The sequence below is a fragment of the Candidatus Pelagibacter bacterium nBUS_28 genome, from assembly GCF_051200915.1.
GTDB lineage: Bacteria > Pseudomonadota > Alphaproteobacteria > Pelagibacterales > Pelagibacteraceae > Pelagibacter.
In genome coordinates, this window is record NZ_CP172844.1 from 1,135,855 (window position 1) to 1,156,944 (window position 21,090).

Genomic DNA, 21,090 nt, shown 5'->3' on the forward strand with positions numbered 1-21,090 from the left:
AACTATAAATTGTTAAAATGAATTCTATAGTTATTGGTTCAGGATTTGGTGGAATTGCAGCTGCACTTAGGCTTAGAGCTAAAGGTCATCAAGTGACAATAATAGAAAAACATCCGGACTTAGGTGGAAGAGCAAGAGTATTTAAAAAAAATGGTTTTACGTTTGACGGTGGACCAACTGTAATAACAGCCCCCTATTTAATTAACGAATTATTTGATTTATTTAAAAAAGATCCTAAGGATTATATTAAACTAACTCCTCTTAAAATTTGGTACCGATTTATTTTTGAAGATAAAACAAAATTTGATTACTCGGGAAATGAGTCAGAAATGAAAAATCAAATTCAAAATATTAATAAAGAAGATGTAAAAGGTTATGAAAGGTTAGTAAATTTTACAAAAAAAATTTTTGATAAAGGTTTTACGGAACTTGCAGATGTTTCTTTTGATAAACCGTTTGTAATGATGAAACAATTGCCTGCTCTTTTAAAACTTAAAAGTTATAAATCTGTGTATTCACTAGTTTCCTCATATATTAAAAGTGAAAAATTAAGAAGAATGCTAAGCATGCATCCTCTTCTAGTTGGTGGAAACCCTTTTTCAACAACCTCTATTTACGGACTAATTCTATACTTAGAAAAAAAATGGGGGATACATTATTCGATGGGTGGGACTGGAAATATTATAAAAGGTTACGAAAAATTAATGAATGAGGTTGGAATAAAGATATTGAAAGAAAGTGAAGTTACCAAGATAATTTCAAAAAATAACAAAATTACTGGTGTTCAAATAAATAACAAAAATATTATAGAATCTGATAGCGTGATATGTAATGCAGATCCTCCTGCTGTTTACGAAAAATTATTGAGTCGAAATAATAATTCACTTTTATTTAACTGGAAAAAAAATCGTATGGAATACTCTATGGGATTGTTTGTGTATTATTTTGGAACAAAAAAGGTATATGAGAACGTTGAGCATCACACAATTAAATTTGGTAACAAATATAAAGAACACCTAGAGGATATATTTAACAAAAAAAAATTGAATAAAGATATTAGTTATTATCTTCATAGACCATCAGCAACTGATAAATCAATGGCTCCCGAAGGTAATGATTGTTTTTATGTGTTAGTCCCAGTTCCCAATAATCAATCAAAAATTGATTGGAATATTGAAGGCGAAAAAATGAAAAAATTAGTGATAGATAAAATGGAAAAAGATTTAATGCCTAATCTTAAAGAAAATATTATAGAAGATTTTTATCTTACGCCAGATTACTTTGAAAAGGACTTAAATACTAAATATGGTTCTGGTTTTTCTATCCAACCAAAATTTACTCAATCAGCTTACTTTAGATTTCATAATAAATCAGAGATATATGATGGTCTTTACTTTGTAGGAGCAGGAACCCATCCTGGAGCAGGAGTTCCAGGCGTGTTGTCTTCTGCAAAAGTATTAGATAAAATCATATAATGCCAGGTCAGAGTTATTTATCAATATACGCAAAATCATTTAATTGGGCAGGATTTTTCTTGCCAAAAAAAACTTATTTAAAATGTTCAGCTTTGTATGATTTTTGTAGGGTCGCTGATAATATTGCAGATAGTAATGAATCGATTAAGCTAAAAAAAATAAAATTTTTAAATTTTCAAAATAATTTTAATAATAAAAAATTTAATGATCCTATTATTAAAAATATGTGGCAACTCATTAATGAGTTTGATATTCCAATGAAAGTCGTTCATGATTTATTAGATGGAATAAATTCTGATATTCAGCAAAGTATAAAACTACATAAAAAAAAAGATTTATTGCTCTACTCCTATAGAGTGGCAGGAACGGTTGGCTTAATGATGGCTAAAATTTTAAGAGTGAATAAAAAGGTCTCATTAAAATCAGCAATTGATCTTGGTATTGCAATGCAACTGACAAATATCTCTAGAGATGTTGTTGAAGATCTTAATTTTGGAAGGTCTTACATAGGTCTAAATTTTGAAGAAATAAGGTCTACTATAAAGCTTTCTGAGAGTTATTATAAAAATTCATTCTATTCAATCAAAGAAATTCCATTTGCTTTTCGTTTTGCTATTTTGGTTGCAAGGAGAGTTTATAGAAAAATTGGTTATAAAATTCTTAAAAAACAAAATTTAGAAAATTACAAAAAATCAGGTAAAATTTATGTAACTAACATTGAAAAAATAGTTGAAACTTTTTGTTCAGTGTATGATCTAATTAAATTATTTTTGATTAACAAAAGTGATAATGATATTCAACATAATCATTCTTTAATTAGGAAAGAAATAAATTTAGATGAAAGAATTTGACTATATAATTATTGGAGGTGGCTGTGCAGGTCTATCTCTTGCGTATGAATTAAATCTTCACCAAAAATTAAATGATAAAACTTTGGCAATCATTGAGCCAAGGGATAATTATACTAAAGATAAGACTTGGTCTTTCTGGAAAATTTTTTCTCATAACTTTGAGGATTGTGTCAAAAAAAGTTGGACCAATTTTTCTATTAATATACCAAGTCATACAAAGCATTTAGAATGCAAAAATACTCCTTACCAAACAATTGATAGTGGGTTATTTTACGACAAAACAATTAAATCTTTAAAACAGAATAAAAATATTTTTTTTCTCAAAAATTTAAATGAAATAAATATTAACAATTCATTTATTTTTAATAGCGTTGAGAGTACGGCAAATAGCAAAGGAAAGCTATGGCAGCATTTTTCTGGTTTCGAAATAGAGACAAAGAAAGACTTTTTTGATGAAGAAATATTCAATCTAATGGATTTTGACTGTGAACAAAAAGATAGTGTGCATTTTTTTTATACACTTCCCTATTCAAAAAAAAAAGCACTTGTAGAAACTACCTGGATTTCAGATCTTAAAAACTCATCTCTTCAAGATTATGATGAGCAATTAAATAACTATATTAAAGACCATTTAAAAATAAAAGATTTCACAATTAACTATAAAGAGGTCGGTGCGATACCTCTATTTAATATAGATTATATTAAAAAGCCTAATCAAATTAATATTGGAACAGTGGGCGGTATGACTAGATTAAGCACTGGTTATACATTTCTCAATATTCAAGAACATTCCAAGTATATAAGAAAAAATTTAGATAATATTCAAAATACTAGTTTATTTACACTGGGTAAAAAATACCAATTTTTAGATAATATATTTCTAAAAGTTTTAAAAAATAATCCAAAAGATATGGGACAAATTTTTTTTAAAATGTTTGGCTGCCCTTCTGAAACTGTAATAAATTTTTTATCTAATAAAAGTAATTTACTAGAAGATCTGTCAATTATTTCTAAAATGCCAAAATTAAAATTTTTGAGACAACTTTTTTAATATGATAAATAATATAAAAAGAATAAACTTAAATCATTCTTTTATTTTTTTTTTATTTTGTAACATTATTTCTATAATCACTTTTAAAGCTAAGAATTTTTCAATCTCTCCTCTAATTTGCTTATTCCTCATTTTAGTTATTGGGGTTTCTCATGGATCTCTTGACCACATTAAAGGCAAAAGACTTTTAAAAATTTTTGATATTAAAAATGTTTTTATCTTTTATGTCTCATACATATTACTTACTATTTTTATAATCATTGCTTGGGTTTTGTTACCAGCAATATCTTTACTTCTTTTTTTAATTGTTGCGTCATATCATTTCGGTAAAGAAGATACTCAATTTTTAACAACAAACCATAATTCAATAAATCCACTGTTATACTTTTTTAAAGGTTTACTGATTATTCTGGCACCTATGTTTTTTCATTTTGATGAAACAGTTACAATATATAAATTTTTATTAGTTGAAGATGAAACTTTCTATACAATCTTAGATTATATAGAAACTAATAAGATCCTCTTAATTGGAATTGTTTTAAGTACTTTATCAAGTGTTCTATTATTTATAAAAGAATTTGAAATTAAAAAATTTGTAATTTTTTTAGATTATTTTTCAATTATTATTTTAAATTATTATCTTTCGCCATTAGTAGCATTTACATTGTATTTTTGTTTCTTACATTCTTTAAGACATAGTATTTCTTTGATAATTGAAATAGATAATTTAGATTTTAATAATGGTTTAATTAAATTTTTAAAAAAAGCACTACCACTTACAATTTTAACAGCTATTTTATGCGTAATAAGTTTGTTTTTTTTAAACAATATTTATGATTTAAACAGTTCTATTTTAAAAGTGATATTTATAGGTTTGGCGTCTTTAACCTTTCCACATATATTGCTCGAATATTTATTAGAAAAATATGAAAAATAAAGAAATTAATGTTTTGCTCTCAGCTCCACGTGGTTTTTGTGCTGGTGTTGAAAGAGCTATTGAAATTGTAGAAAAATCAATTCAAAAATACGGCACACCAGTTTATGTGCGACATGAAATAGTTCACAATAAATTTGTTGTTGATGATTTAAAAAAAAAAGGAGCAATTTTTGTTGAAGAACTTGAGGAAATAAATGATAAATCAAGACCAGTTATTTTTTCAGCTCATGGTGTTCCAAAAAAAATACCAGAAGATGCTAAAAATTATAATATGACTTATGTAGATGCAACATGTCCTCTTGTTTCTAAAGTGCATAGAGAAGCTGAAAATTTAAATAAAACTGGCTACCATATAATTTTAATTGGTCATAAAAATCACCCTGAAGTTATAGGCACTATGGGTCAATTACCTGAAGGATCAATTGATCTTATACAGAATGAAGAAGAGGCAAAAAATTATGAGAATAAAAATAATAAAAAAATTGCATTTGTTACCCAGACAACTTTATCTGTAGACGATACAAAAGATATTATTCAAATTTTAAAAAAAAGATTTGAAAATATAAGAGAACCTCAAAAAGAAGATATTTGTTACGCAACAACAAATAGGCAAATGGCTGTTAAAAATATAGCTAAAAATTGCGATATGTTTTTTATAATTGGTAGTAGAAATTCTTCAAACTCAGTCAGACTTGTGGAAGTTGCTAAAAAATCTGGCTGTGAAAATTCAATATTAATCCATTCAGAAAGCGAAATACCTTATGATAAAATTCAAAATTCAAACACTATTGGTATTTCATCAGGAGCTTCGGCGCCCGAAATATTAGTAGATAATTTTATTAATGAATTAAAAAATAGATTTACTATTAAGATAGATGAAGTAGAGATAATTAAAGAAGACGTGGTATTTAAAATCCCAAATAAATTAAATTAAATGGCTGTTTATACAAAGATTAATAAGAAAGATATTGTTTCAATTAACAATCAATTTGAAATGGAAAAAATTACCCATTTCAAAGGAATAAAGAAAGGAATTGAAAATACAAATTACTTATTAAAAACAAAAAAAAATAAGTTTATTTTAACAATTTTTGAAAAGAGAGTCTCAAATAGAGAGATACCCTTTTTTATGAAATTAATGGAGATATTAAATAACTCAAATATTAATTGTCCAAAACCTCTTAAAAGTAGAAAAGGCTCACACTTAATAAATTTGAAAAATAAAAAAGCGTGCATTGTTTCTTTCTTAAATGGAAAAGATAAGATTAAATTAAATTTAAATAATTGTTTTGAAGTAGGCAAAGTAATTGCAAACATCCATAAAATTACTAAAAAAATAAATATATCAAGAAAAAATTCAATGGGTATTAAAGAATTGGGACCATTATTAAAAAGTATACATTTTAAATCAAAAAAATTTAATAATTTACAAAATTTTTTATCAAATAATTTAAAAGATATAAAAAAAAATTGGCCCTCAAAACTTCCTCAAGGAGTAATTCATGGTGATTTATTTATAGATAATATTTTTTTTAATAAAGATAAATTGTCTGGGGTAATTGACTTTTATTTTGCTGCAAATGATATCTTTATGTATGAAATTGCTATCTGCATAAATGCTTTATGTTTTGATTATAAAAATAAAAAATTTGTGATGAATAAGCAAAAAATTAACAAATTAATAAAGGGCTACGAGAGTGTTAAAAAAATTTCATTAAATGAAAAAAAATCATTGAACATCTTATGTAGGGGTGCTGCAATGAGATATCTATTAACTAGATTATATGATTATTCAAATACTCCCAGTACAGCATTGATTAAAATTAAAGATCCTAATGAGTATTATCAAAAACTTATTACACATAATAACTTAAAGTCTTATAAAAATTATTTAAATTAATGATTGAAATCTATACTGATGGTTCTTGTTTAACAAACCCTGGTAATGGTGGATGGGCGGCAATAATCAATGAAGATGGAAAAATAAAAAAAATTAGTGGTAATGAAAAAAATACTACTAATAATAGAATGGAATTATTAGCACCTATTAATGCATTAAGGGAGATGAACACTAAATCACAAATAACAATTTATACAGACTCGCAATATGTCAAACTTGGAATAACAGAGTGGATAAAAAAGTGGATCATAAATAATTGGCAAACATCAAAAAAAGAAGATGTTAAAAATAAAGACTTATGGGTTGAATTATATAATTTAAATAAATCTTTAAATGTAAATTGGAATTGGGTGAAAGCTCATGCCGGAAATCCTATTAATGAAGAAGTAGATTTAATGGCTAAAAAGCTGCAAATTTAGACTAGTTTAATAAAGTTTTCAGCGGCAGAAATTTCACAAGATCCCGCATCTGCCTCTTCTTGTAATTTAACAACCTTTAACTTATCCACTAACATTGTATACCTATTAGATCTAATACCAAGTCCTCTTGCGCTTTTATCTACATCTGCTCCAATTCCTTTAGTAAAATTTAAAAATGGGTCTCCAATCATTAATATCTTATCCTCAACATTATGTTCTTTGCCCCACGCATTCATTACAAATGGATCATTCACTGAAATACAAATTATGTGATCAATTCCTTTTTTCTTATATTGCTCAAACATATTCACATATCCTGGAAGATGTTTTGCAGAGCATACTGAAGTATAAGCACCTGGAAGACCAAAAATAACTACTTTTTTATCCTTCAATAATGTTAGAGTGTTTTTTTTAACAGGTTCTCCATTCTTCATAACAAAAACATCTGCATTAGGAATTTGATCATTTTCTTTTATATGCATTAAATTCTTTCTTTTATGTGTTGTTTGATTTTTTCAACTTCATTGTCAATAATATCATAATTTTCTTTTTCCTCCATAACAAACATTAATTCTTTAGGCAGGTCTTCTTTTAAATTTATTGCTTTTTTAATTGCATCTGGAAATTTACATGGATGAGCTGTTGCTAAAACTATATTATTTCCATCTAAATTGAATTTATCAAAAGCACCATAACCAATTGCACTATGAGGATCTAATATAATTTTAAATTTTTCATAAACTTTACTAATTGTTTTTAAAACCTCATCTTCGTTCATTCGAGCAGATAAAAAATCTGCATTTATTTTATCTAATTTTTCTTGATTAATAATATGTTTTCCTACTTCTTTAATATTTTTCATTGCATCTATTGTTTGCAAATCATCACCTTCATTTAAATCATAAAGTAGTCTTTCAAAATTACTTGCTACTTGTATATCCATACTAGGAGATAATGTTTCAGATACATTTTCCACTTCATAACTTCCTTTTGAAATAGCTCTATGAAGGATGTCATTCTGATTAGTGGCAACAATCAATTTATTAATTGGAAGGCCCATTTTTTTAGCAAGATATCCGGCATATACGTCACCAAAATTTCCTGTTGGTACTGAAAAATTGATTGGACGTTTGTCATCCTCAATTAAAAAATAGCTATAAAAATAATATACACTTTGAGCAATAATACGTGCCCAGTTTATTGAATTTACACCTGACATTTTGATATCATTTGAAAAAGTTTTGTCCGCAAACATTGTTTTGACTAAATTTTGACAATCATCAAAATTTCCATTCACAGCAATATTAAAAACATTTTTGTCTTTTCCAGTGGTCATCAACTTTCTTTGAACTGTCGACACTCTATTATGAGGATGAAGTACAAAAATATTAATATTTTTTTTCCCTTTAATAGCATCGATAGCTGCCGCTCCAGTATCTCCTGAAGTGGCTACGACAATATTTATTTTTTCATTTTGATTATTTAGATAATATTCATAAAAATTACCTAAAAGTTGCATTGCAACATCTTTAAAAGCTAATGTAGGGCCATGAAATAATTCAAGTACAGAACGGTCTCCAAGTTTTATAAGATCAACAACATTTTTTTTTCTAAAAACAGAATAAGATTTATCAATGATTTTATCCAAATCAGCTTCGGTCATGAAGTCACCAATAAATGGATAAATAATTTTCTTTGCTAAGTCATTATACCCAAGCCCTCTAAGATTGTTAATATCAACTTTCTGAAGAGATTTGGGTATGAATAAACCACCATCATCTGCAAGGCCTTTTATAAAAACTTCCTTAAATTTAAAGGTTTTTTTATTATTTCTAGTACTTAAGTATTCCATCTAATAATTTTTTTTTCTAAAATATAGATATATTAAAAGAATTGAAATCGCCATTGAAAACCAAGTAATAGCATACTTTTTATGGTTGTTAGAAATTTTAGCAGTTACTACTTTAGGTTTTGGCAAACTATAATCACCATTTAAATAAATTATATATTTTGAAAACCTTTTACCTGTATATTTAAAAATATCATCTCGATTTAATGTAAACCAGTAATTTTTTTCAATATCATTTTTTGGTTTAAAAGAATTTGCCTTAGATTGAGTTTTTAAAGTGCCAATAATATTATTTTGATTAATTAAATTAATTTCAGATTTGTTTTTTTTATCAAACGGTATCCACCCTCTATTAATTAAATAATTTTTATCATTAATTAAAATAGGATTGACCACCTCAAACCCAGGTTTGCCATTTTCATTTAGATTGTATAAATAAATTTGCTTTTGGAAATTAATTTTTCCTGAAGTTTTAACTCTTAAAAAGTTTTTCTCTTTAATACTAGATAGTTCAATAGGTTCATTTTTTAATGAGTTTTCAATCTGTTTGATTAAATCTAGTTTCCAACTTAACCTATATAATTGCCATGAGCCTAGGGATATTAAAACTAAAATAATAAAATAAACAAAAACTGAAAATAGAAACTTGTTCTTCAAGAGTTAATTATTAACTTCCCCAAACGTATATTGCTGCAAATAAGAACAACCAAACTACATCTACAAAATGCCAGTACCATGCAGCTGCTTCAAATCCAAAATGATGATCTTTGGTGAAATGTCCTTTTTTAGCTCTAGCAAGACAAACTGCTAAAAATATTGTTCCAATTATAACGTGAAATCCATGAAAACCTGTTGCCATATAGAATACAGCTCCATAAATATGACCAGAGTAATCAAAAGTAGCATGATGATATTCATAGGCTTGAAGCAAAGTGAAAAAGAAACCTAAAATTACTGTTAATGTTAAACCTTGTATAAACCCTTTTCTATCACTCTCTATTAATGAGTGATGAGCCCATGTAACTGTCGTTCCTGAAAGAAGTAAAACCAATGTATTAATTAGTGGAATATCCCATGGATCAAATGTTTCAATATCTTTTGGTGGCCAAACGTTTCCAACAAATTCATTTGGAAATAAACTAATATCAAAGTAAGCCCAAAACCATGCAACAAAGAACATAACCTCGGATGCTATAAATAAAGTCATCCCATATCTGTGATGAATTTGAACAACAGGTGTATGATGCCCTTGATGTTCTGCTTCTATTACAACATCTCTAAACCACATATAAGCACCGTATAAAACTAAAGCTAGTCCTAAATACATTCCCCAAGAAACATCATTATGCATATAAAATATTGTTCCAATTGCTAGCACTAAGCAAGAAAATGAAACATAGATAGGCCAAGGGCTTGGGTCTACTAAGTGGTAATCGTGTTTTTTTTCAGCTGACATTTTTTGTGATTATGATTGTTTATAGTAATCTGTCGAGAAAAAAGTGTACGACATAGTTACATCTTGCAAATTTTTTGTAGTTGGATCATTGACAAGCTCAGGGTCTAAATAAAAAGTCATAACATAAGTTGCTTTTTCCCCAGCTTTAAGTTCTTGTTTTTCAAAGCAAAAACAACCCAATTTACTATAATATTTTCCAAAACTTGATGGCGAAACATTAAAACTAGCTACTCCATAAGTGGTTTCATCGCCATAATTTTGAACCTCAAACTCAATTCTGTTTACTTGGCCAACTTTTACATCAATTACATTTGATTTAGCTTTAAAGTCCCAAGTAAGATTATTCACATTGGTATCAAATCTAACACTTACTACTTTATCTAAAACTATGTTCGGAGCCTCTTTTGAGACCTGAGTAGTTCCACCAAACCCCGTTATACGGCAGAACATATCATAAAGTGGGACTGCCGCAAAAGAAAGTCCAAGCATAAGAAAAAATATGCCTCCAAGTAATACTGGTGTTAGAGTTTTTTTCTTAATCATAACTGTCTATCGAAAACTCCAACGTTGTATAAAGTAAATACAAACAAAAAAACCATAAATGCTAAAATTGCTACAGCAGTTAAAATATTTTTCTTCTTAGTTTTTTTGTCAGGTGTCATCATAAAATTTTATCTATTAAAAAAAGAACAAATATCAGAAATAAATATAAAATAGAATATCCAAATATAGATTTTGCTTTTTTTGCATTAAATTTATTTTTCTTAAAATTATATAGGTCAAAACATAAAAAATTATAATACAAAGTTAAAATCAAAGATGGGATTAAAAAAACTAATCCAACAAAATCGATTACATATGGCATTACAATTACAGGGATCATAATTAAAGAATAGATAAAGATATTTAACTTAGTGCTTTCAATGCCATTTGTTAATGGAAGCATTGGGATTTTAGCTTTTTTATAGTCATCTGATTTATAAAGGCTCAGTGCCCAAAAATGAGATGGTGTCCAAAAGAAAATGATCAAAAAGAATGTAATAGGCTCCAATGATAAAGAATTGGTTGCTATCGCCCACCCTATAACTGGTGGTAATGCGCCTGCTGCTCCACCAATAACTATATTTTGTGGAGTTTTTCTCTTTAACCAAACTGTATAAATCAACACATAAAACAGAATTGTAAATAGTAATAAGCTAGCCGATATTCTATTAGCAAAATAATCTAGTGCGATTACTGAAAATATTGAAAGTGCAACACCAAAAACCAAAGCTTGATTTTTATTAACTTTACCAGTTGGTATTGGTCTTAAACAAGTTCGTGTCATCAGTGCATCTAAATCTGACTCATACCACATATTCAATGCACCTGCTGCTCCAGCACCAATAGATACAAGAATAATTCCTATAATTGCATCTTTTGTTGAAATAACATTTGGTGCCATCAATAAACCTACAGCACAAGTGAAGATAACTAATGACATTACCCTTGGCTTCATAAGCTTAAAGAGTTCTGAAAAATTAAAAACGTCTTCTTGACTTAAGTTTCTATTTTTTAATTTAGACTTGATCATTTTTTTTAGTGTGAAAAATCTAGATTATTTTTTAATTGCTAGATTTTTCAAGACTTTGTTCATCTTCAAACTTCGGTAATTCATCAAAAGTGTGAAAATTAGGTGGTGATGGTACTGTCCACTCTAAAGTCGTAGCACCCTCTCCATAAGGATTTTGGGCTCGAGCTTTTTTCTTTGAAAATGAATAAATTAAATTTACAAAAAATACTAATAAACCTATTACTGATATGTAAGATCCAATAGATGAAACATAGTTCCATCCAGCAAATGCATCTGGGTAATCAGCGTATCTTCTTGGCATACCAGCTAAACCTAAAAAGTGTTGTGGAAAGAACACTAAATTAACTCCGATAAAAGTAAGCCAGAAATGTAATTGTCCTAAAAATTCTGAATATTCATATCCAGACATTTTTCCAAACCAATAATAAAAACCTGCAAAGATTGCAAAAACTGCACCTAGAGATAATACATAGTGAAAGTGAGCAACAACATAATATGTATCATGCATCGCTGTATCAACACCTGCATTTGCAAGAACAACACCTGTTACACCACCAACAGTAAATAAAAATATAAATCCTAAAGCCCAAACCATTGGAGTTTTAAATGAAATAGATCCTCCCCACATTGTAGCTATCCAAGAAAATATTTTGATACCCGTTGGAACAGCAATGATCATGGTAGCTGCCAAGAAATAAGCTTTAGTGTCTGTACTTAAACCAACTGTGTACATGTGGTGAGCCCAAACAACAAAACCTACAATTCCAATTGCAACCATTGCATAAGCCATTCCTAAGTAGCCAAAGACAGGTTTTTTTGAAAATGTAGAAACAATATGACTAATCATTCCAAAGCCTGGTAAGATTAAAATATAAACTTCAGGATGTCCAAAGAACCAAAATAAGTGTTGGAATAAAACTGGATCCCCTCCTGTTTGCGCATCAAAGAAGGCTGTACCAAAATTTCTATCAGTTAAAAGCATTGTAATTGCACCAGCTAAAACTGGTAATGACAATAATAGTAAGAACGCTGTAACTAAAATAGACCAAGCAAATAAAGGCATTTTGTGTAGCGTCATGCCTGGTGTTCTCATATTTAAAATTGTGGTGATAAAGTTTACTGCACCTAAAATTGAAGATGCTCCAGCCAAGTGTAAACTTAAAATAGCAAAATCCATTGCAGGTCCTGGTTGACCGGCTTTAGATGATAAAGGTGGATATATAGTCCAACCACCACCAACTCCTGTTTGACCCGGAGGACCATCCATAAAAATTGAAAGTATTAATAAAATAAATGAAGTTGGTAATAACCAAAATGAAATATTGTTCATTCTTGGAAAAGCCATATCAGGTGCGCCTATCATTATTGGAACAAACCAGTTACCAAATCCACCTATCATTGCAGGCATCACCATAAAGAAGATCATGATCAATCCATGACCTGTAACTAAAACATTATATAGATGATAATTTCCACCTAAAATCCCATCACCAGGATGCATCAATTCCATTCTCATCAAAACTGAAAAAGCTGTACCTATAACACCTGCAACAATTGCAAATATCAAGTACATTGTTCCAATGTCTTTATGATTAGTTGAATAAGCCCAACGCTTCCAACCGGTTGGTGTGTGATGATCGTCGTGTGATGCTGTTTGTGTATACATTTTAGTTACTCGCTAGTTTTATATTTTCGTTTTCTAATAATGGTTCTTTTGCAAATTTAATTTTTGCACCTGTTAGCCACTCTGCATAATCTTCCTCAGAAACAACTCTTACAGTAATTGGCATAAACGCATGTTTAATTCCACAAAGTTCAGAACATTGTCCATAGTAAGTTCCAACTTTTTCAGCTTTGAACCATGTTTCATTAATTCTTCCTGGTACCGCATCTCTCTTAACTCCAAAAGATGGTAGTGCCCAAGCATGCAAAACATCATTTGCTGTAATCAAAACCTTCACTACTTTATTAACTGGAACAACAACTTCGTGATCAACTGTTAATAATCTTGGTTGATTTTTTTTTAAGTCTTTAGTTTCAATCATATATGAGTCAAAAATAATATTTTCATCTGGATACTCATAACCCCAATACCACTGGTAACCTATAGCCTTAACCGTAACATCTGCTTTTGGGATAGTATCTTGTTTGTATAAAATTTTGAAAGATGGTACTGCTATAACAATCAGAATTAAGCATGGAATTAAAGTCCACAACACTTCAATTGCAACATTATGTGTTGTCTTTGATGGATTTGGGTTTCTTGAAGCTCTAAATCTAATAGACACGTAAATCATCAAAAATAATACGAAGACACTGATTGCAATTATAATAGGTAGTAACAAATTATCATGAAAATTAACTATCTCTCTCATTGTCTGGGATGCAGCGTCTTGAAAACCTAACTGCCAATCCTTCGGTTGATTAGCAAGTGTGTTTGATGAATAAAAAATAGTTAGAAATATGTATAAAATTTTTTTCATTTGTAGACACTATATAGTTTGTCTTTTGTAAAATTACACTTTACTTTTCGCGACAAAATATCAATTTATTGCGTAATTTATGATCGATATAGCTGAAATTACAGCTGTTTCTGATCTCAATATGTTTTCATTGATTTTAATTGGCTGAACACCTTTAAATTTAAGAATCTGTTCTCTCTCCAATTCAGAAAAATCTCCCTCCGGTCCAATTATTACACAAGTTGGCTTAGACGTTATTTGATCTGTATCAATTTTATTATTTTTTGAGTTTAAATCTGTAAATATTAAATCCATGTTTTTATTTTTCAAAAAAGATTCCAAAGATTGAGGGTCTTCGATTAAAGGAACGTTAATCCGATTAGATTGTTCAGTTGCTTCAATAATGACTTTTTCAACTCTCTCTTTATTAATCTTACGAACAATAGTTCGATCAAATATTATGGGCAAAAACTTTGTAACACCTAACTCTGTTGCTTTTTGAATCATAAAATTAAAATAGTTTGATTTAATGGGTGAAAAAGCAAGCCATAATTCTTTGGAGTTTTCTTTTTGTCTCAACTGATTAGTAATATTAAATTCAACAATACTTTTTGAAATACTTAAAATTTTTGCTTCCCACTCTCCACTACTATTAAATAAAGAAAAAACTTCATTTTCTTTAACTCTCATTACTTTGCACACATAATGAGATTGTGATTTATCAAGTGTAGCTGTTAAATTAAGTGATAAACTTTCACTATAAAATAATCTAATATTACTCATTTAAATAAGTTTAATTATGAAAAATATTAAAGCAATAATTTTTGATGCATACGGCACATTATTTGATGTCAATTCAGCAGCAGAAAAATGCAAAGAAAAAATTGGTGATAAGTGGGAAGGTTTTGCAAATTATTGGAGAACCACTCAACTAGAATATACTTGGCTTAGAAGTTTGATGAAAAGACATAAAGACTTTTGGCAAGTAACTGAAGATAGCTTGGATAAATCTATGAAAGCTTACAAAATTGACTCTTCAATGAGAAATGAATTATTAGACCTTTATAAAATTCTTTCGCCATTTAAAGAAGTGCCAGAAGTTTTAAGATCACTTAAAGAAAAAGAGTTTAAACTTGCTATTCTTTCAAACGGAACACCTGCCCTTCTTAACGATCTTGTGAAAAGCAATAATTTAGAAAATTTATTTGATGATTTATTTTCTATTGAAGAAGTTGGAATTTATAAACCAGACGCAAAAGTTTACGATATACCAATAAAAAAATATCAAATTCAAAAAAATGAAGTTACATTTTTAAGTGCCAACACTTGGGATGTATCAGGTGGAGGAAACTATGGTTATAATTCTATTTGGGTAAACAGAAATAATAATATTTTTGATAATCTTGATTTCCAACCAAAGTTAGAAATCAAAAACTTACTAGATTTGTTACCCAACATAAGCTCTAATTAAAGTTATGCCTTATCTCCATAATCTGTCATATGTTTTGGAATTCTTTTATTTTTTCCATACATAAAATGATTTTCCATATTCTCTCTGTATTTACTTGCAGGTACCTTTAAACCAACAGATTCCGCTACTTCCCTTATTAACATTGGGTTAGCACCACAACAAACACCCAGGTAATGTATGCCTAAAATATTTGCCCATTTTGCAAATTGACCTATTTCATATCTATTACAAAAATGTGGATCCAGAGCTGTAGGAAATGTTCTTCCATGAGGCGAGGGACAACCACAATCATCTCTATCAGGTAAATTAAAAAAAGTTGGAAATTTTTCATTGGTTCTATAAGGAATTGGTAAAGCACCAACATGACATTTAACTGCTTTTCTAATTTCTTTTAAGAACGGCAACATTGTTGCTGGTCCTCTAAAACAATTTAAACCTACAACATCTGCACCTCTCTGTTCCAATTCTTTACATGTATCTACTACAGACTTTCCATCTCTCATTTTGTTTTCACCCATTGGTGAAATTGTTAATACAGTTGGAAGATTAGCCTTCTTCATTGCTTCAAGAGCTTTGAAAGCTTCTTCAGCATAATAAAAAGTCTCACCAATCAACATGTCAGCACCTTCGTCAACTGCCCAACCAATCATTTCGGAAAACATACCTTCGACTACCTTTTGAGCTTGTTTGTCATCTTTTTTCCAAATATTTGAATTAGAAATATTTCCTGCCATTAAGTTTGGTTGAGATCCTTTGGGTGTATCTAAAGCAACTTTTTTTGCAATTTTCAAAGCAGATCTATTAAGTGGTTCTAATAATTCTTCTTTACCTATAACTCGCATCTTTTCTCTATGACCATTATAAGTAAATGCTTCAACAATATCTGATCCTGCGTGTTGAAATTCTCTATGTAAATTTTCAAGAACTTCAGGATGATCTAATGAAACCATTGGCACAAATTCTCCAGATGCCATGTAGCCTCGTCTTTCAATTTCAAATAAAAAACCTTCAGCACAAATTACTGGTCCTTTATCTAATCTTTCTTTTAGTATATTTGTTTTCATTTTTTCTCCAATACAGAGTTAAGAGGCTAAAACTTTGATACAAATCAAATCAATTTATTTTGAAATAGCTCTACCCTCCATTAATTTGGAGAAAAGAAACTAATTAACCAAAGAGGGTAAAAATTAGCTCTTCTCTCCTTTTTAGTGCTTTAGCAAAATGCTGGGTGCACAATACGGTTCAAATACCCAATTTTAATTTGAGAAAATTTCAAAAAAAAACCACCGGCTAAAGCGGTGGTTGAAGTGTCGCTTTAGCAGGATTTTTAAAGCGCTCTGCAATTTAACTTAAATCAGCGCTAATCAATACAACCACAAATAAACAATGTTGTCAAAAGAATAAGCTTTATCTTATTCTGTTTTCTTCAAAGTTTTTATTAAGTTTTAATGAGATAGTTCTAGTATTTCTTTTATTCCAATCAGAAAAAGATTTCAAAATAGGAATTACTGATAAGCCAAATTCTGTAAGTGAATATTCAACTTTTGGAGGTACTACTTGATGAACTTTTCTATTAACAATGCCATCGGTTTCCAACTCTTTAAGTTGCTTAGATAACATTTGTTGAGTGATAGTTTTTAATACTTTTTTTAACTCATTAAATCTTACTGTCTTATTGTGAAACAGTGTAAATAGAATTCTTATTTTCCACTTACCACCAAGAAAATATATAGCTCTTTCAGCTGGGCAATTAATTAATTCTTTCATGTCACTTAAATAACTATTTTATTTTAATTATCAAGGTATGTTTTTAAATACTAGTATGATTATTTTGCGTACTTGCATAATTTGTAACAAATCATTAGTTATGTTCCAAACTAATCGAAAGGGTAAATATGACTAAAGGACAGAGTGCTGGCAATGGACCAATTGCAGTGGAAGTTGAAAAAGATAAATCTTATTATTGGTGTTCATGTGGAAAATCAAAAAAGCAACCATTTTGTGATGGATCACATAAAGGAACTGAGTTTACTCCATTGGCATACAAGGCAAAAGAAACAAAAAAAATGTTTTTCTGTGCATGTAAACAAACTAACAATGCACCATTCTGTGATGGTTCACACAATAAATAAATCATGACAAATATATTAGATTTAGTAGCAAGGTTTTTTATTTCACTTATTTTTTTATTAAGTGGAATAAATAAAATTGGAAACTATGAAGGAACTGTTGGTTGGATGGAGTCCTTAGGCATGCCTGGTATTTTTTTAATCCCAGCAATCATATTAGAAATCGGTGCTTCAATACTAATAATAGCAGGATATAAAGTTAAAATTTCAGCAGCTTTGCTGAGTGTATTTTGTATAGCTACTGCGATTATTTTTCATAGTGATTTAAGTGATCAAATGCACTTTATTTCATTTATGAAAAATATTAGTCTTGCTGGAGGATTTTTATTTCTTGTTATTAATGGAGCTAAAGATTTTAGTATTGATAAAAAGTTTGGAAATTAAATGTCAAATATAGAAGTAAGTAAAATTATAGACCCTATTCCAGCATCAGATGGTGCCGGAGTTAAATTGAAAAGAAGTATTGGTGTTGAGCCAAATTACTTTGATCCATTTTTAATGTTAGACGAATTTGGATCAGAAAATAGTGAAGATTATATTGCAGGTTTTCCGCCCCACCCTCACAGAGGAATTGAAACAGTTACTTATATGTTAGCTGGAGATTTTGAACACAAAGATAGCACTGGTGGCGAAGGTAGAATGACTGCGGGGGATGTGCAATGGATGAAAACAGGTAGTGGAATAATCCATTCTGAAATGCCCGCAATGAAAGAAGGTAAACTTCATGGATTTCAATTATGGGTAAATATGCCTGCCAAGCTAAAGATGAGTAAGCCTGAATATATTTATATTGATGCAGAAAAAATGAGTATTCATAACGATGATGACAAACAGATAAAAGTTATAGCCGGTAAATTTGAAAATGCTGAAGGCCCTGTTAAAGGTCATAATGTTGAGCCAGTTTATTTTGATGTTGAGTTAAATAAAGATAAAGAGTTCAATTTTAAATTACCAACTACTCATAATAGTTTTATTTATTTAATTAATGGTGAAATTGAAATTGGTAAAAATAAACATGACAATGTTAAAGATAGTACCTTAATACTATTAACTAGAGGTGAGGATTTAACTGTGAAAGCTAAATCAGATGCAAAGTTCTTAGTGATTTCAGGCAAACCAATTAACGAAGAAATTGCAAGAGGTGGACCTTTTGTAATGAATACTAAAGCCGAAATCTTGCAAGCAGTTCAAGATTATCATAATGATACATTTGTAAAATAAATTATGAAAGCTGTAGAAATTAATAAAACAGGTGGGCCTGAAGTTTTAGAACTTAAAGATATAACGCTAGATAAGCCAGAGCCTAACGAAGTAACAATTGAGCAAAAAGCTATTGGTCTTAATTATATAGACACATACCATCGATCAGGTTTGTACCCATTAAAACTACCAATTGGTTTAGGCTTAGAAGGTGCTGGTATTATTACTGATGTCGGAGAGAGTGTAAAAGATTTTAAAGTTGGTGATAAGATATCTTATGCAGGTATTCCCCTAGGTTCTTATTCTACACACAGAAATTACCCAACAAAAAATCTTGTAAAAGTTCCAGATAGTATTGATCTTGAAGTTGCAGCAACTTTAATGACAAAAGGTTTAACTACATTTTATTTATTGCATAAAACATTTCCCGTTAAATCAGGACAAACAATTCTTTATCATGCAGCAGCTGGAGGAGTTGGTCAAATATTTGGCCAGTGGGCTAAGAGTTTAGGTTGCACAGTAATAGGCACAGTTGGATCAGATAAAAAAATAAATATAGCAAAAGAAAATGGCTACGATCATGTAATCAATTATAATAAAGAGGATTTTGCTAAAAAAGTTTTAGAGATCACGGATGGCAAAGGTGTTCCAGTAGTTTACGATGGTGTAGGAAAAGATACATTAAACGGATCAATCGAGTGTTTAGCAATTAGAGGAATGATGGTTTCATTTGGAAATGCATCAGGACCATTATCAGATATAAACGTCCCTAAAATGCTTCAACCGAAAGGTCTATATCTTGTAAGACCTGCAATGCAACAATACTTATCAACTAAAGAAGAGCTTTCTGAAGCATCAGAAATAATGTTTGAAAAGATTAGTTCTGGAAAAGTTAAAATTAATATTTTTAAAAAATATAAATTAGATCAGGTTGTTGAAGCTCACAAAGATTTAGAAGGTAGAAAAATTTTAGGACCAGCGGTAATATTGCCCTAGTCTACTTTTACATCCATATCAGCCATATGTAGTTTAAGTGCATTAGTTGAGATATGAATTTCTTTAATAAAAAATAATATTGAAATAATCATAGACAAGCAACAAGAACCAAAAATTAATCTGGCAATAAATATTTCATTTAAATAAAGACCCAGCACTGTCATCATATTGAATAAAAATCCGAAAGCAGCAAACATAATTGTCCATCTCAATAGTGTAATTCGTCCACTTAGATTTATGAATTGTTTTTTCCATTCATGAGGTACATGATTTTCATAAACGTGTTCATCATGAAGTTCCCTGATAAGCTTACTTAGAGAATGAAACCTATTACTATAGATGCTCATTAGCAAGGGAATAGCTGGAAACATAAGGGCTGTAACTGTGTAATCTATATTCATGCGAATCAGTTTGATTATGAAACTAGCCTTTGTTATTTACAAGTAAATTATGAACCAAATAAAGTTATTTATTGAACTTACAAGATTAAAAAAACCAATTGGCTTTATGCTGTTGTTTTGGCCATGCCTGTGGGGACTTACAATAGTTTATGATTTTAATTCAAATTTAATAATTTATTTTTTTTATTCTGCACTTTTTCTTTCTGGCTCAATACTAATGCGATCAGCTGGGTGTATAGTGAACGATATAGCAGATAAAAATTTTGATAAAGAAGTTGAAAGAACTAAAAATAGACCCATCGCTTCAGGCAAAGTATCTGTAAAACTTGCATCTACTTATGCATTATTTTTATGCGCTATTGCTTTTTTAGTATTAATCAATTTTAATAAATTTACGATTTTAATGGCTCTAATCTCAATGCCTTTAGCTTTTACTTATCCCTTAATGAAAAGAATTACTTATTGGCCTCAATTATTTCTCGGAATTACATTTAATTATGGGTTAATTTTAGCTTGGATTTCAATTGCGAATGAAATTTCAATAATTCCAATTATATTTTATCTAGGAGCCATATTTTGGACACTAGGCTACGACACAATTTATGGATTTCAAGATATTAAAGATGATGAAATAATAGGAGTAAAGTCAACTTCAATAAAGTTTAAGAATGATCCAAAAAAAATTTTGTTTATTTCATACTTATTATTCATCATATCTTTGTTTTTAGTTGGAATATTTATGAAATTTAAAATCTATTATTTTTTATTTATGATTTTACCTATTTTACAGTTATTAGTATTCCAGGTTAAAAAATTAAATACCAATCAATCGATTGATTGTTTTTCTAAATTTAAAAGTAATAATTTTTTAGGTTTAATAATTTTTGTCAACATTCTTGTTGGAAAATTAATATAGATAA

26 protein-coding genes and 1 riboswitch are annotated in these 21,090 nt (G+C 29.1%); of the genes, 13 read left to right on the forward strand and 13 right to left on the reverse strand.

The genetic code is table 11. The features are described from left to right. Positions 1 to 17: 17 nt before the first annotated feature. Genes crtI through rnhA form a run of 7 tightly spaced genes read left to right on the forward strand, consistent with a single transcriptional unit; the run spans position 18 to position 6,633 of the window. Positions 18 to 1,475: a phytoene desaturase family protein gene (gene crtI, locus ACIJYC_RS06045; RefSeq protein ID WP_435165603.1), complete on the forward strand. Its 1,458-nt coding sequence runs from the start codon at positions 18 to 20 to the stop codon at positions 1,473 to 1,475. Continuing rightward, positions 1,475 to 2,326, forward strand: a complete 852-nt coding sequence (locus tag ACIJYC_RS06050) for a phytoene/squalene synthase family protein (RefSeq protein WP_435165606.1) — start codon at positions 1,475 to 1,477, stop codon at positions 2,324 to 2,326. Before crtI ends, ACIJYC_RS06050 begins: the two co-directional genes overlap by 1 nt. Next, complete coding sequence (locus ACIJYC_RS06055) at positions 2,313 to 3,377, forward strand: lycopene cyclase family protein (protein ID WP_435165609.1); 1,065 nt, start codon at positions 2,313 to 2,315, stop codon at positions 3,375 to 3,377. Before ACIJYC_RS06050 ends, ACIJYC_RS06055 begins: the two co-directional genes overlap by 14 nt. Position 3,378: 1 nt before the next feature. Beyond that, positions 3,379 to 4,314, forward strand: a complete 936-nt coding sequence (locus ACIJYC_RS06060) for a Brp/Blh family beta-carotene 15,15'-dioxygenase (protein ID WP_435165612.1) — start codon at positions 3,379 to 3,381, stop codon at positions 4,312 to 4,314. Beyond that, positions 4,304 to 5,248: a 4-hydroxy-3-methylbut-2-enyl diphosphate reductase gene (gene ispH / locus ACIJYC_RS06065; protein WP_435165614.1), complete on the forward strand. Its 945-nt coding sequence runs from the start codon at positions 4,304 to 4,306 to the stop codon at positions 5,246 to 5,248. The genes ACIJYC_RS06060 and ispH overlap by 11 nt, the downstream gene beginning before the upstream one ends. Next, complete coding sequence (locus ACIJYC_RS06070; RefSeq protein WP_435165617.1) at positions 5,249 to 6,214, forward strand: homoserine kinase; 966 nt, start codon at positions 5,249 to 5,251, stop codon at positions 6,212 to 6,214. Beyond that, a complete protein-coding gene (rnhA, locus tag ACIJYC_RS06075) occupies positions 6,214 to 6,633 on the forward strand; it encodes a ribonuclease HI (protein ID WP_435165620.1) in 420 nt (139 codons plus the stop codon). Before ACIJYC_RS06070 ends, rnhA begins: the two co-directional genes overlap by 1 nt. Here the strand turns inward: rnhA and ACIJYC_RS06080 are convergent. Genes ACIJYC_RS06080 through ACIJYC_RS06125 form a run of 10 tightly spaced genes read right to left on the reverse strand, consistent with a single transcriptional unit; the run spans position 6,630 to position 14,756 of the window. Continuing rightward, on the reverse strand, positions 6,630 to 7,115 hold the full coding sequence (locus tag ACIJYC_RS06080) for a peroxiredoxin (protein WP_435165623.1): 486 nt from the start codon (positions 7,113 to 7,115) through the stop codon (positions 6,630 to 6,632). The two genes, rnhA and ACIJYC_RS06080, sit on opposite strands and share 4 nt — an antisense overlap. Beyond that, positions 7,115 to 8,485, reverse strand: coding sequence for a threonine synthase (thrC, locus tag ACIJYC_RS06085; protein ID WP_435165625.1), 1,371 nt, complete (start codon positions 8,483 to 8,485; stop codon positions 7,115 to 7,117). Before thrC ends, ACIJYC_RS06080 begins: the two co-directional genes overlap by 1 nt. Then, a complete protein-coding gene (locus ACIJYC_RS06090) occupies positions 8,486 to 9,139 on the reverse strand; it encodes an SURF1 family protein (protein WP_435165628.1) in 654 nt (217 codons plus the stop codon). Between the two features lie 10 nt (positions 9,140 to 9,149). Further along, positions 9,150 to 9,938: a cytochrome c oxidase subunit 3 gene (locus ACIJYC_RS06095; RefSeq protein ID WP_435165631.1), complete on the reverse strand. Its 789-nt coding sequence runs from the start codon at positions 9,936 to 9,938 to the stop codon at positions 9,150 to 9,152. 9 nt (positions 9,939 to 9,947) lie between these two features. Continuing rightward, positions 9,948 to 10,481: a cytochrome c oxidase assembly protein gene (locus ACIJYC_RS06100; RefSeq protein ID WP_435165634.1), complete on the reverse strand. Its 534-nt coding sequence runs from the start codon at positions 10,479 to 10,481 to the stop codon at positions 9,948 to 9,950. Further along, a complete protein-coding gene (locus tag ACIJYC_RS06105) occupies positions 10,478 to 10,600 on the reverse strand; it encodes a serine protease (protein ID WP_435165636.1) in 123 nt (40 codons plus the stop codon). The genes ACIJYC_RS06100 and ACIJYC_RS06105 overlap by 4 nt, the downstream gene beginning before the upstream one ends. Continuing rightward, complete coding sequence (cyoE, locus tag ACIJYC_RS06110) at positions 10,600 to 11,511, reverse strand: heme o synthase (RefSeq protein ID WP_435165639.1); 912 nt, start codon at positions 11,509 to 11,511, stop codon at positions 10,600 to 10,602. Before cyoE ends, ACIJYC_RS06105 begins: the two co-directional genes overlap by 1 nt. Before the next feature lie 31 nt (positions 11,512 to 11,542). Further along, the gene (gene ctaD, locus ACIJYC_RS06115; protein WP_435165641.1) at positions 11,543 to 13,177 is read right to left on the reverse strand and encodes a cytochrome c oxidase subunit I; all 1,635 of its coding nucleotides are present in this window, start codon (positions 13,175 to 13,177) and stop codon (positions 11,543 to 11,545) included. Between the two features lies 1 nt (position 13,178). Continuing rightward, on the reverse strand, positions 13,179 to 13,994 hold the full coding sequence (gene coxB / locus ACIJYC_RS06120) for a cytochrome c oxidase subunit II (protein WP_435165644.1): 816 nt from the start codon (positions 13,992 to 13,994) through the stop codon (positions 13,179 to 13,181). Between the two features lie 60 nt (positions 13,995 to 14,054). Continuing rightward, positions 14,055 to 14,756 carry an RsmE family RNA methyltransferase gene (locus ACIJYC_RS06125; protein ID WP_435165647.1) on the reverse strand — a complete coding sequence of 234 codons (702 nt, stop codon included), beginning with the start codon at positions 14,754 to 14,756 and terminating at the stop codon, positions 14,055 to 14,057. Positions 14,757 to 14,772: 16 nt separating this feature from the next. Between ACIJYC_RS06125 and ACIJYC_RS06130 the strand changes: the two genes are divergently transcribed. Further along, complete coding sequence (locus tag ACIJYC_RS06130; protein WP_435165650.1) at positions 14,773 to 15,444, forward strand: haloacid dehalogenase type II; 672 nt, start codon at positions 14,773 to 14,775, stop codon at positions 15,442 to 15,444. A 2-nt stretch (positions 15,445 to 15,446) separates the two neighbouring features. Here the strand turns inward: ACIJYC_RS06130 and ACIJYC_RS06135 are convergent, their stop codons facing one another. Both ACIJYC_RS06135 and ACIJYC_RS06140 read right to left on the reverse strand, forming a co-directional pair. Further along, on the reverse strand, positions 15,447 to 16,508 hold the full coding sequence (locus ACIJYC_RS06135; RefSeq protein WP_435165653.1) for a homocysteine S-methyltransferase family protein: 1,062 nt from the start codon (positions 16,506 to 16,508) through the stop codon (positions 15,447 to 15,449). A 131-nt stretch (positions 16,509 to 16,639) separates the two neighbouring features. Further along, a riboswitch (SAM riboswitch) is annotated at positions 16,640 to 16,705 on the reverse strand. 146 nt (positions 16,706 to 16,851) lie between these two features. After that, the gene (locus tag ACIJYC_RS06140) at positions 16,852 to 17,211 is read right to left on the reverse strand and encodes a winged helix-turn-helix transcriptional regulator (protein ID WP_435096232.1); all 360 of its coding nucleotides are present in this window, start codon (positions 17,209 to 17,211) and stop codon (positions 16,852 to 16,854) included. Between the two features lie 128 nt (positions 17,212 to 17,339). Here ACIJYC_RS06140 and ACIJYC_RS06145 point away from each other — a divergent pair, with 128 nt between their 5' ends. The 4 genes from ACIJYC_RS06145 to ACIJYC_RS06160 are packed head-to-tail and all read left to right on the forward strand — an operon-like array spanning position 17,340 to position 19,769. Beyond that, complete coding sequence (locus tag ACIJYC_RS06145; protein ID WP_435165656.1) at positions 17,340 to 17,576, forward strand: CDGSH iron-sulfur domain-containing protein; 237 nt, start codon at positions 17,340 to 17,342, stop codon at positions 17,574 to 17,576. 3 nt (positions 17,577 to 17,579) lie between these two features. Beyond that, on the forward strand, positions 17,580 to 17,957 hold the full coding sequence (locus tag ACIJYC_RS06150; protein ID WP_435165658.1) for a DoxX family protein: 378 nt from the start codon (positions 17,580 to 17,582) through the stop codon (positions 17,955 to 17,957). Continuing rightward, the gene (locus ACIJYC_RS06155; RefSeq protein ID WP_435165661.1) at positions 17,958 to 18,794 is read left to right on the forward strand and encodes a pirin family protein; all 837 of its coding nucleotides are present in this window, start codon (positions 17,958 to 17,960) and stop codon (positions 18,792 to 18,794) included. Between the two features lie 3 nt (positions 18,795 to 18,797). Beyond that, on the forward strand, positions 18,798 to 19,769 hold the full coding sequence (locus ACIJYC_RS06160) for a quinone oxidoreductase family protein (protein ID WP_435165664.1): 972 nt from the start codon (positions 18,798 to 18,800) through the stop codon (positions 19,767 to 19,769). Here ACIJYC_RS06160 and ACIJYC_RS06165 read toward each other — a convergent pair. Continuing rightward, positions 19,766 to 20,170, reverse strand: coding sequence for a DUF2721 domain-containing protein (locus ACIJYC_RS06165; protein ID WP_435165667.1), 405 nt, complete (start codon positions 20,168 to 20,170; stop codon positions 19,766 to 19,768). The two genes, ACIJYC_RS06160 and ACIJYC_RS06165, sit on opposite strands and share 4 nt — an antisense overlap. 49 nt (positions 20,171 to 20,219) lie before the next feature. Here ACIJYC_RS06165 and ubiA point away from each other — a divergent pair, with 49 nt between their 5' ends. Continuing rightward, complete coding sequence (ubiA, locus tag ACIJYC_RS06170; RefSeq protein ID WP_435165670.1) at positions 20,220 to 21,086, forward strand: 4-hydroxybenzoate octaprenyltransferase; 867 nt, start codon at positions 20,220 to 20,222, stop codon at positions 21,084 to 21,086. Positions 21,087 to 21,090 lie beyond the last annotated feature (4 nt).

Coding starts and splice junctions, on each gene's coding strand:
- ACIJYC_RS06060 (WP_435165612.1), top strand. CDS start 3,379: ATGATAAATAATATAAAAAGAATAAACTTAAATCATTCTTTTATTTTT.
- rnhA (WP_435165620.1), top strand. CDS start 6,214: ATGATTGAAATCTATACTGATGGTTCTTGTTTAACAAACCCTGGTAAT.
- ACIJYC_RS06105 (WP_435165636.1), bottom strand. CDS start 10,600: ATGACACCTGACAAAAAAACTAAGAAGAAAAATATTTTAACTGCTGTA.
- ubiA (WP_435165670.1), top strand. CDS start 20,220: ATGAACCAAATAAAGTTATTTATTGAACTTACAAGATTAAAAAAACCA.
- thrC (WP_435165625.1), bottom strand. CDS start 8,485: ATGGAATACTTAAGTACTAGAAATAATAAAAAAACCTTTAAATTTAAG.
- ACIJYC_RS06050 (WP_435165606.1), top strand. CDS start 1,475: ATGCCAGGTCAGAGTTATTTATCAATATACGCAAAATCATTTAATTGG.
- ACIJYC_RS06125 (WP_435165647.1), bottom strand. CDS start 14,756: ATGAGTAATATTAGATTATTTTATAGTGAAAGTTTATCACTTAATTTA.
- cyoE (WP_435165639.1), bottom strand. CDS start 11,511: ATGATCAAGTCTAAATTAAAAAATAGAAACTTAAGTCAAGAAGACGTT.
- coxB (WP_435165644.1), bottom strand. CDS start 13,994: ATGAAAAAAATTTTATACATATTTCTAACTATTTTTTATTCATCAAAC.
- ACIJYC_RS06165 (WP_435165667.1), bottom strand. CDS start 20,170: ATGAATATAGATTACACAGTTACAGCCCTTATGTTTCCAGCTATTCCC.
- ACIJYC_RS06095 (WP_435165631.1), bottom strand. CDS start 9,938: ATGTCAGCTGAAAAAAAACACGATTACCACTTAGTAGACCCAAGCCCT.
- ACIJYC_RS06055 (WP_435165609.1), top strand. CDS start 2,313: ATGAAAGAATTTGACTATATAATTATTGGAGGTGGCTGTGCAGGTCTA.
- ACIJYC_RS06145 (WP_435165656.1), top strand. CDS start 17,340: ATGACTAAAGGACAGAGTGCTGGCAATGGACCAATTGCAGTGGAAGTT.
- ispH (WP_435165614.1), top strand. CDS start 4,304: ATGAAAAATAAAGAAATTAATGTTTTGCTCTCAGCTCCACGTGGTTTT.
- ACIJYC_RS06070 (WP_435165617.1), top strand. CDS start 5,249: ATGGCTGTTTATACAAAGATTAATAAGAAAGATATTGTTTCAATTAAC.
- ACIJYC_RS06160 (WP_435165664.1), top strand. CDS start 18,798: ATGAAAGCTGTAGAAATTAATAAAACAGGTGGGCCTGAAGTTTTAGAA.
- ctaD (WP_435165641.1), bottom strand. CDS start 13,177: ATGTATACACAAACAGCATCACACGACGATCATCACACACCAACCGGT.
- ACIJYC_RS06135 (WP_435165653.1), bottom strand. CDS start 16,508: ATGAAAACAAATATACTAAAAGAAAGATTAGATAAAGGACCAGTAATT.
- ACIJYC_RS06130 (WP_435165650.1), top strand. CDS start 14,773: ATGAAAAATATTAAAGCAATAATTTTTGATGCATACGGCACATTATTT.
- ACIJYC_RS06150 (WP_435165658.1), top strand. CDS start 17,580: ATGACAAATATATTAGATTTAGTAGCAAGGTTTTTTATTTCACTTATT.
- crtI (WP_435165603.1), top strand. CDS start 18: ATGAATTCTATAGTTATTGGTTCAGGATTTGGTGGAATTGCAGCTGCA.
- ACIJYC_RS06100 (WP_435165634.1), bottom strand. CDS start 10,481: ATGATTAAGAAAAAAACTCTAACACCAGTATTACTTGGAGGCATATTT.
- ACIJYC_RS06140 (WP_435096232.1), bottom strand. CDS start 17,211: ATGAAAGAATTAATTAATTGCCCAGCTGAAAGAGCTATATATTTTCTT.
- ACIJYC_RS06155 (WP_435165661.1), top strand. CDS start 17,958: ATGTCAAATATAGAAGTAAGTAAAATTATAGACCCTATTCCAGCATCA.
- ACIJYC_RS06080 (WP_435165623.1), bottom strand. CDS start 7,115: ATGCATATAAAAGAAAATGATCAAATTCCTAATGCAGATGTTTTTGTT.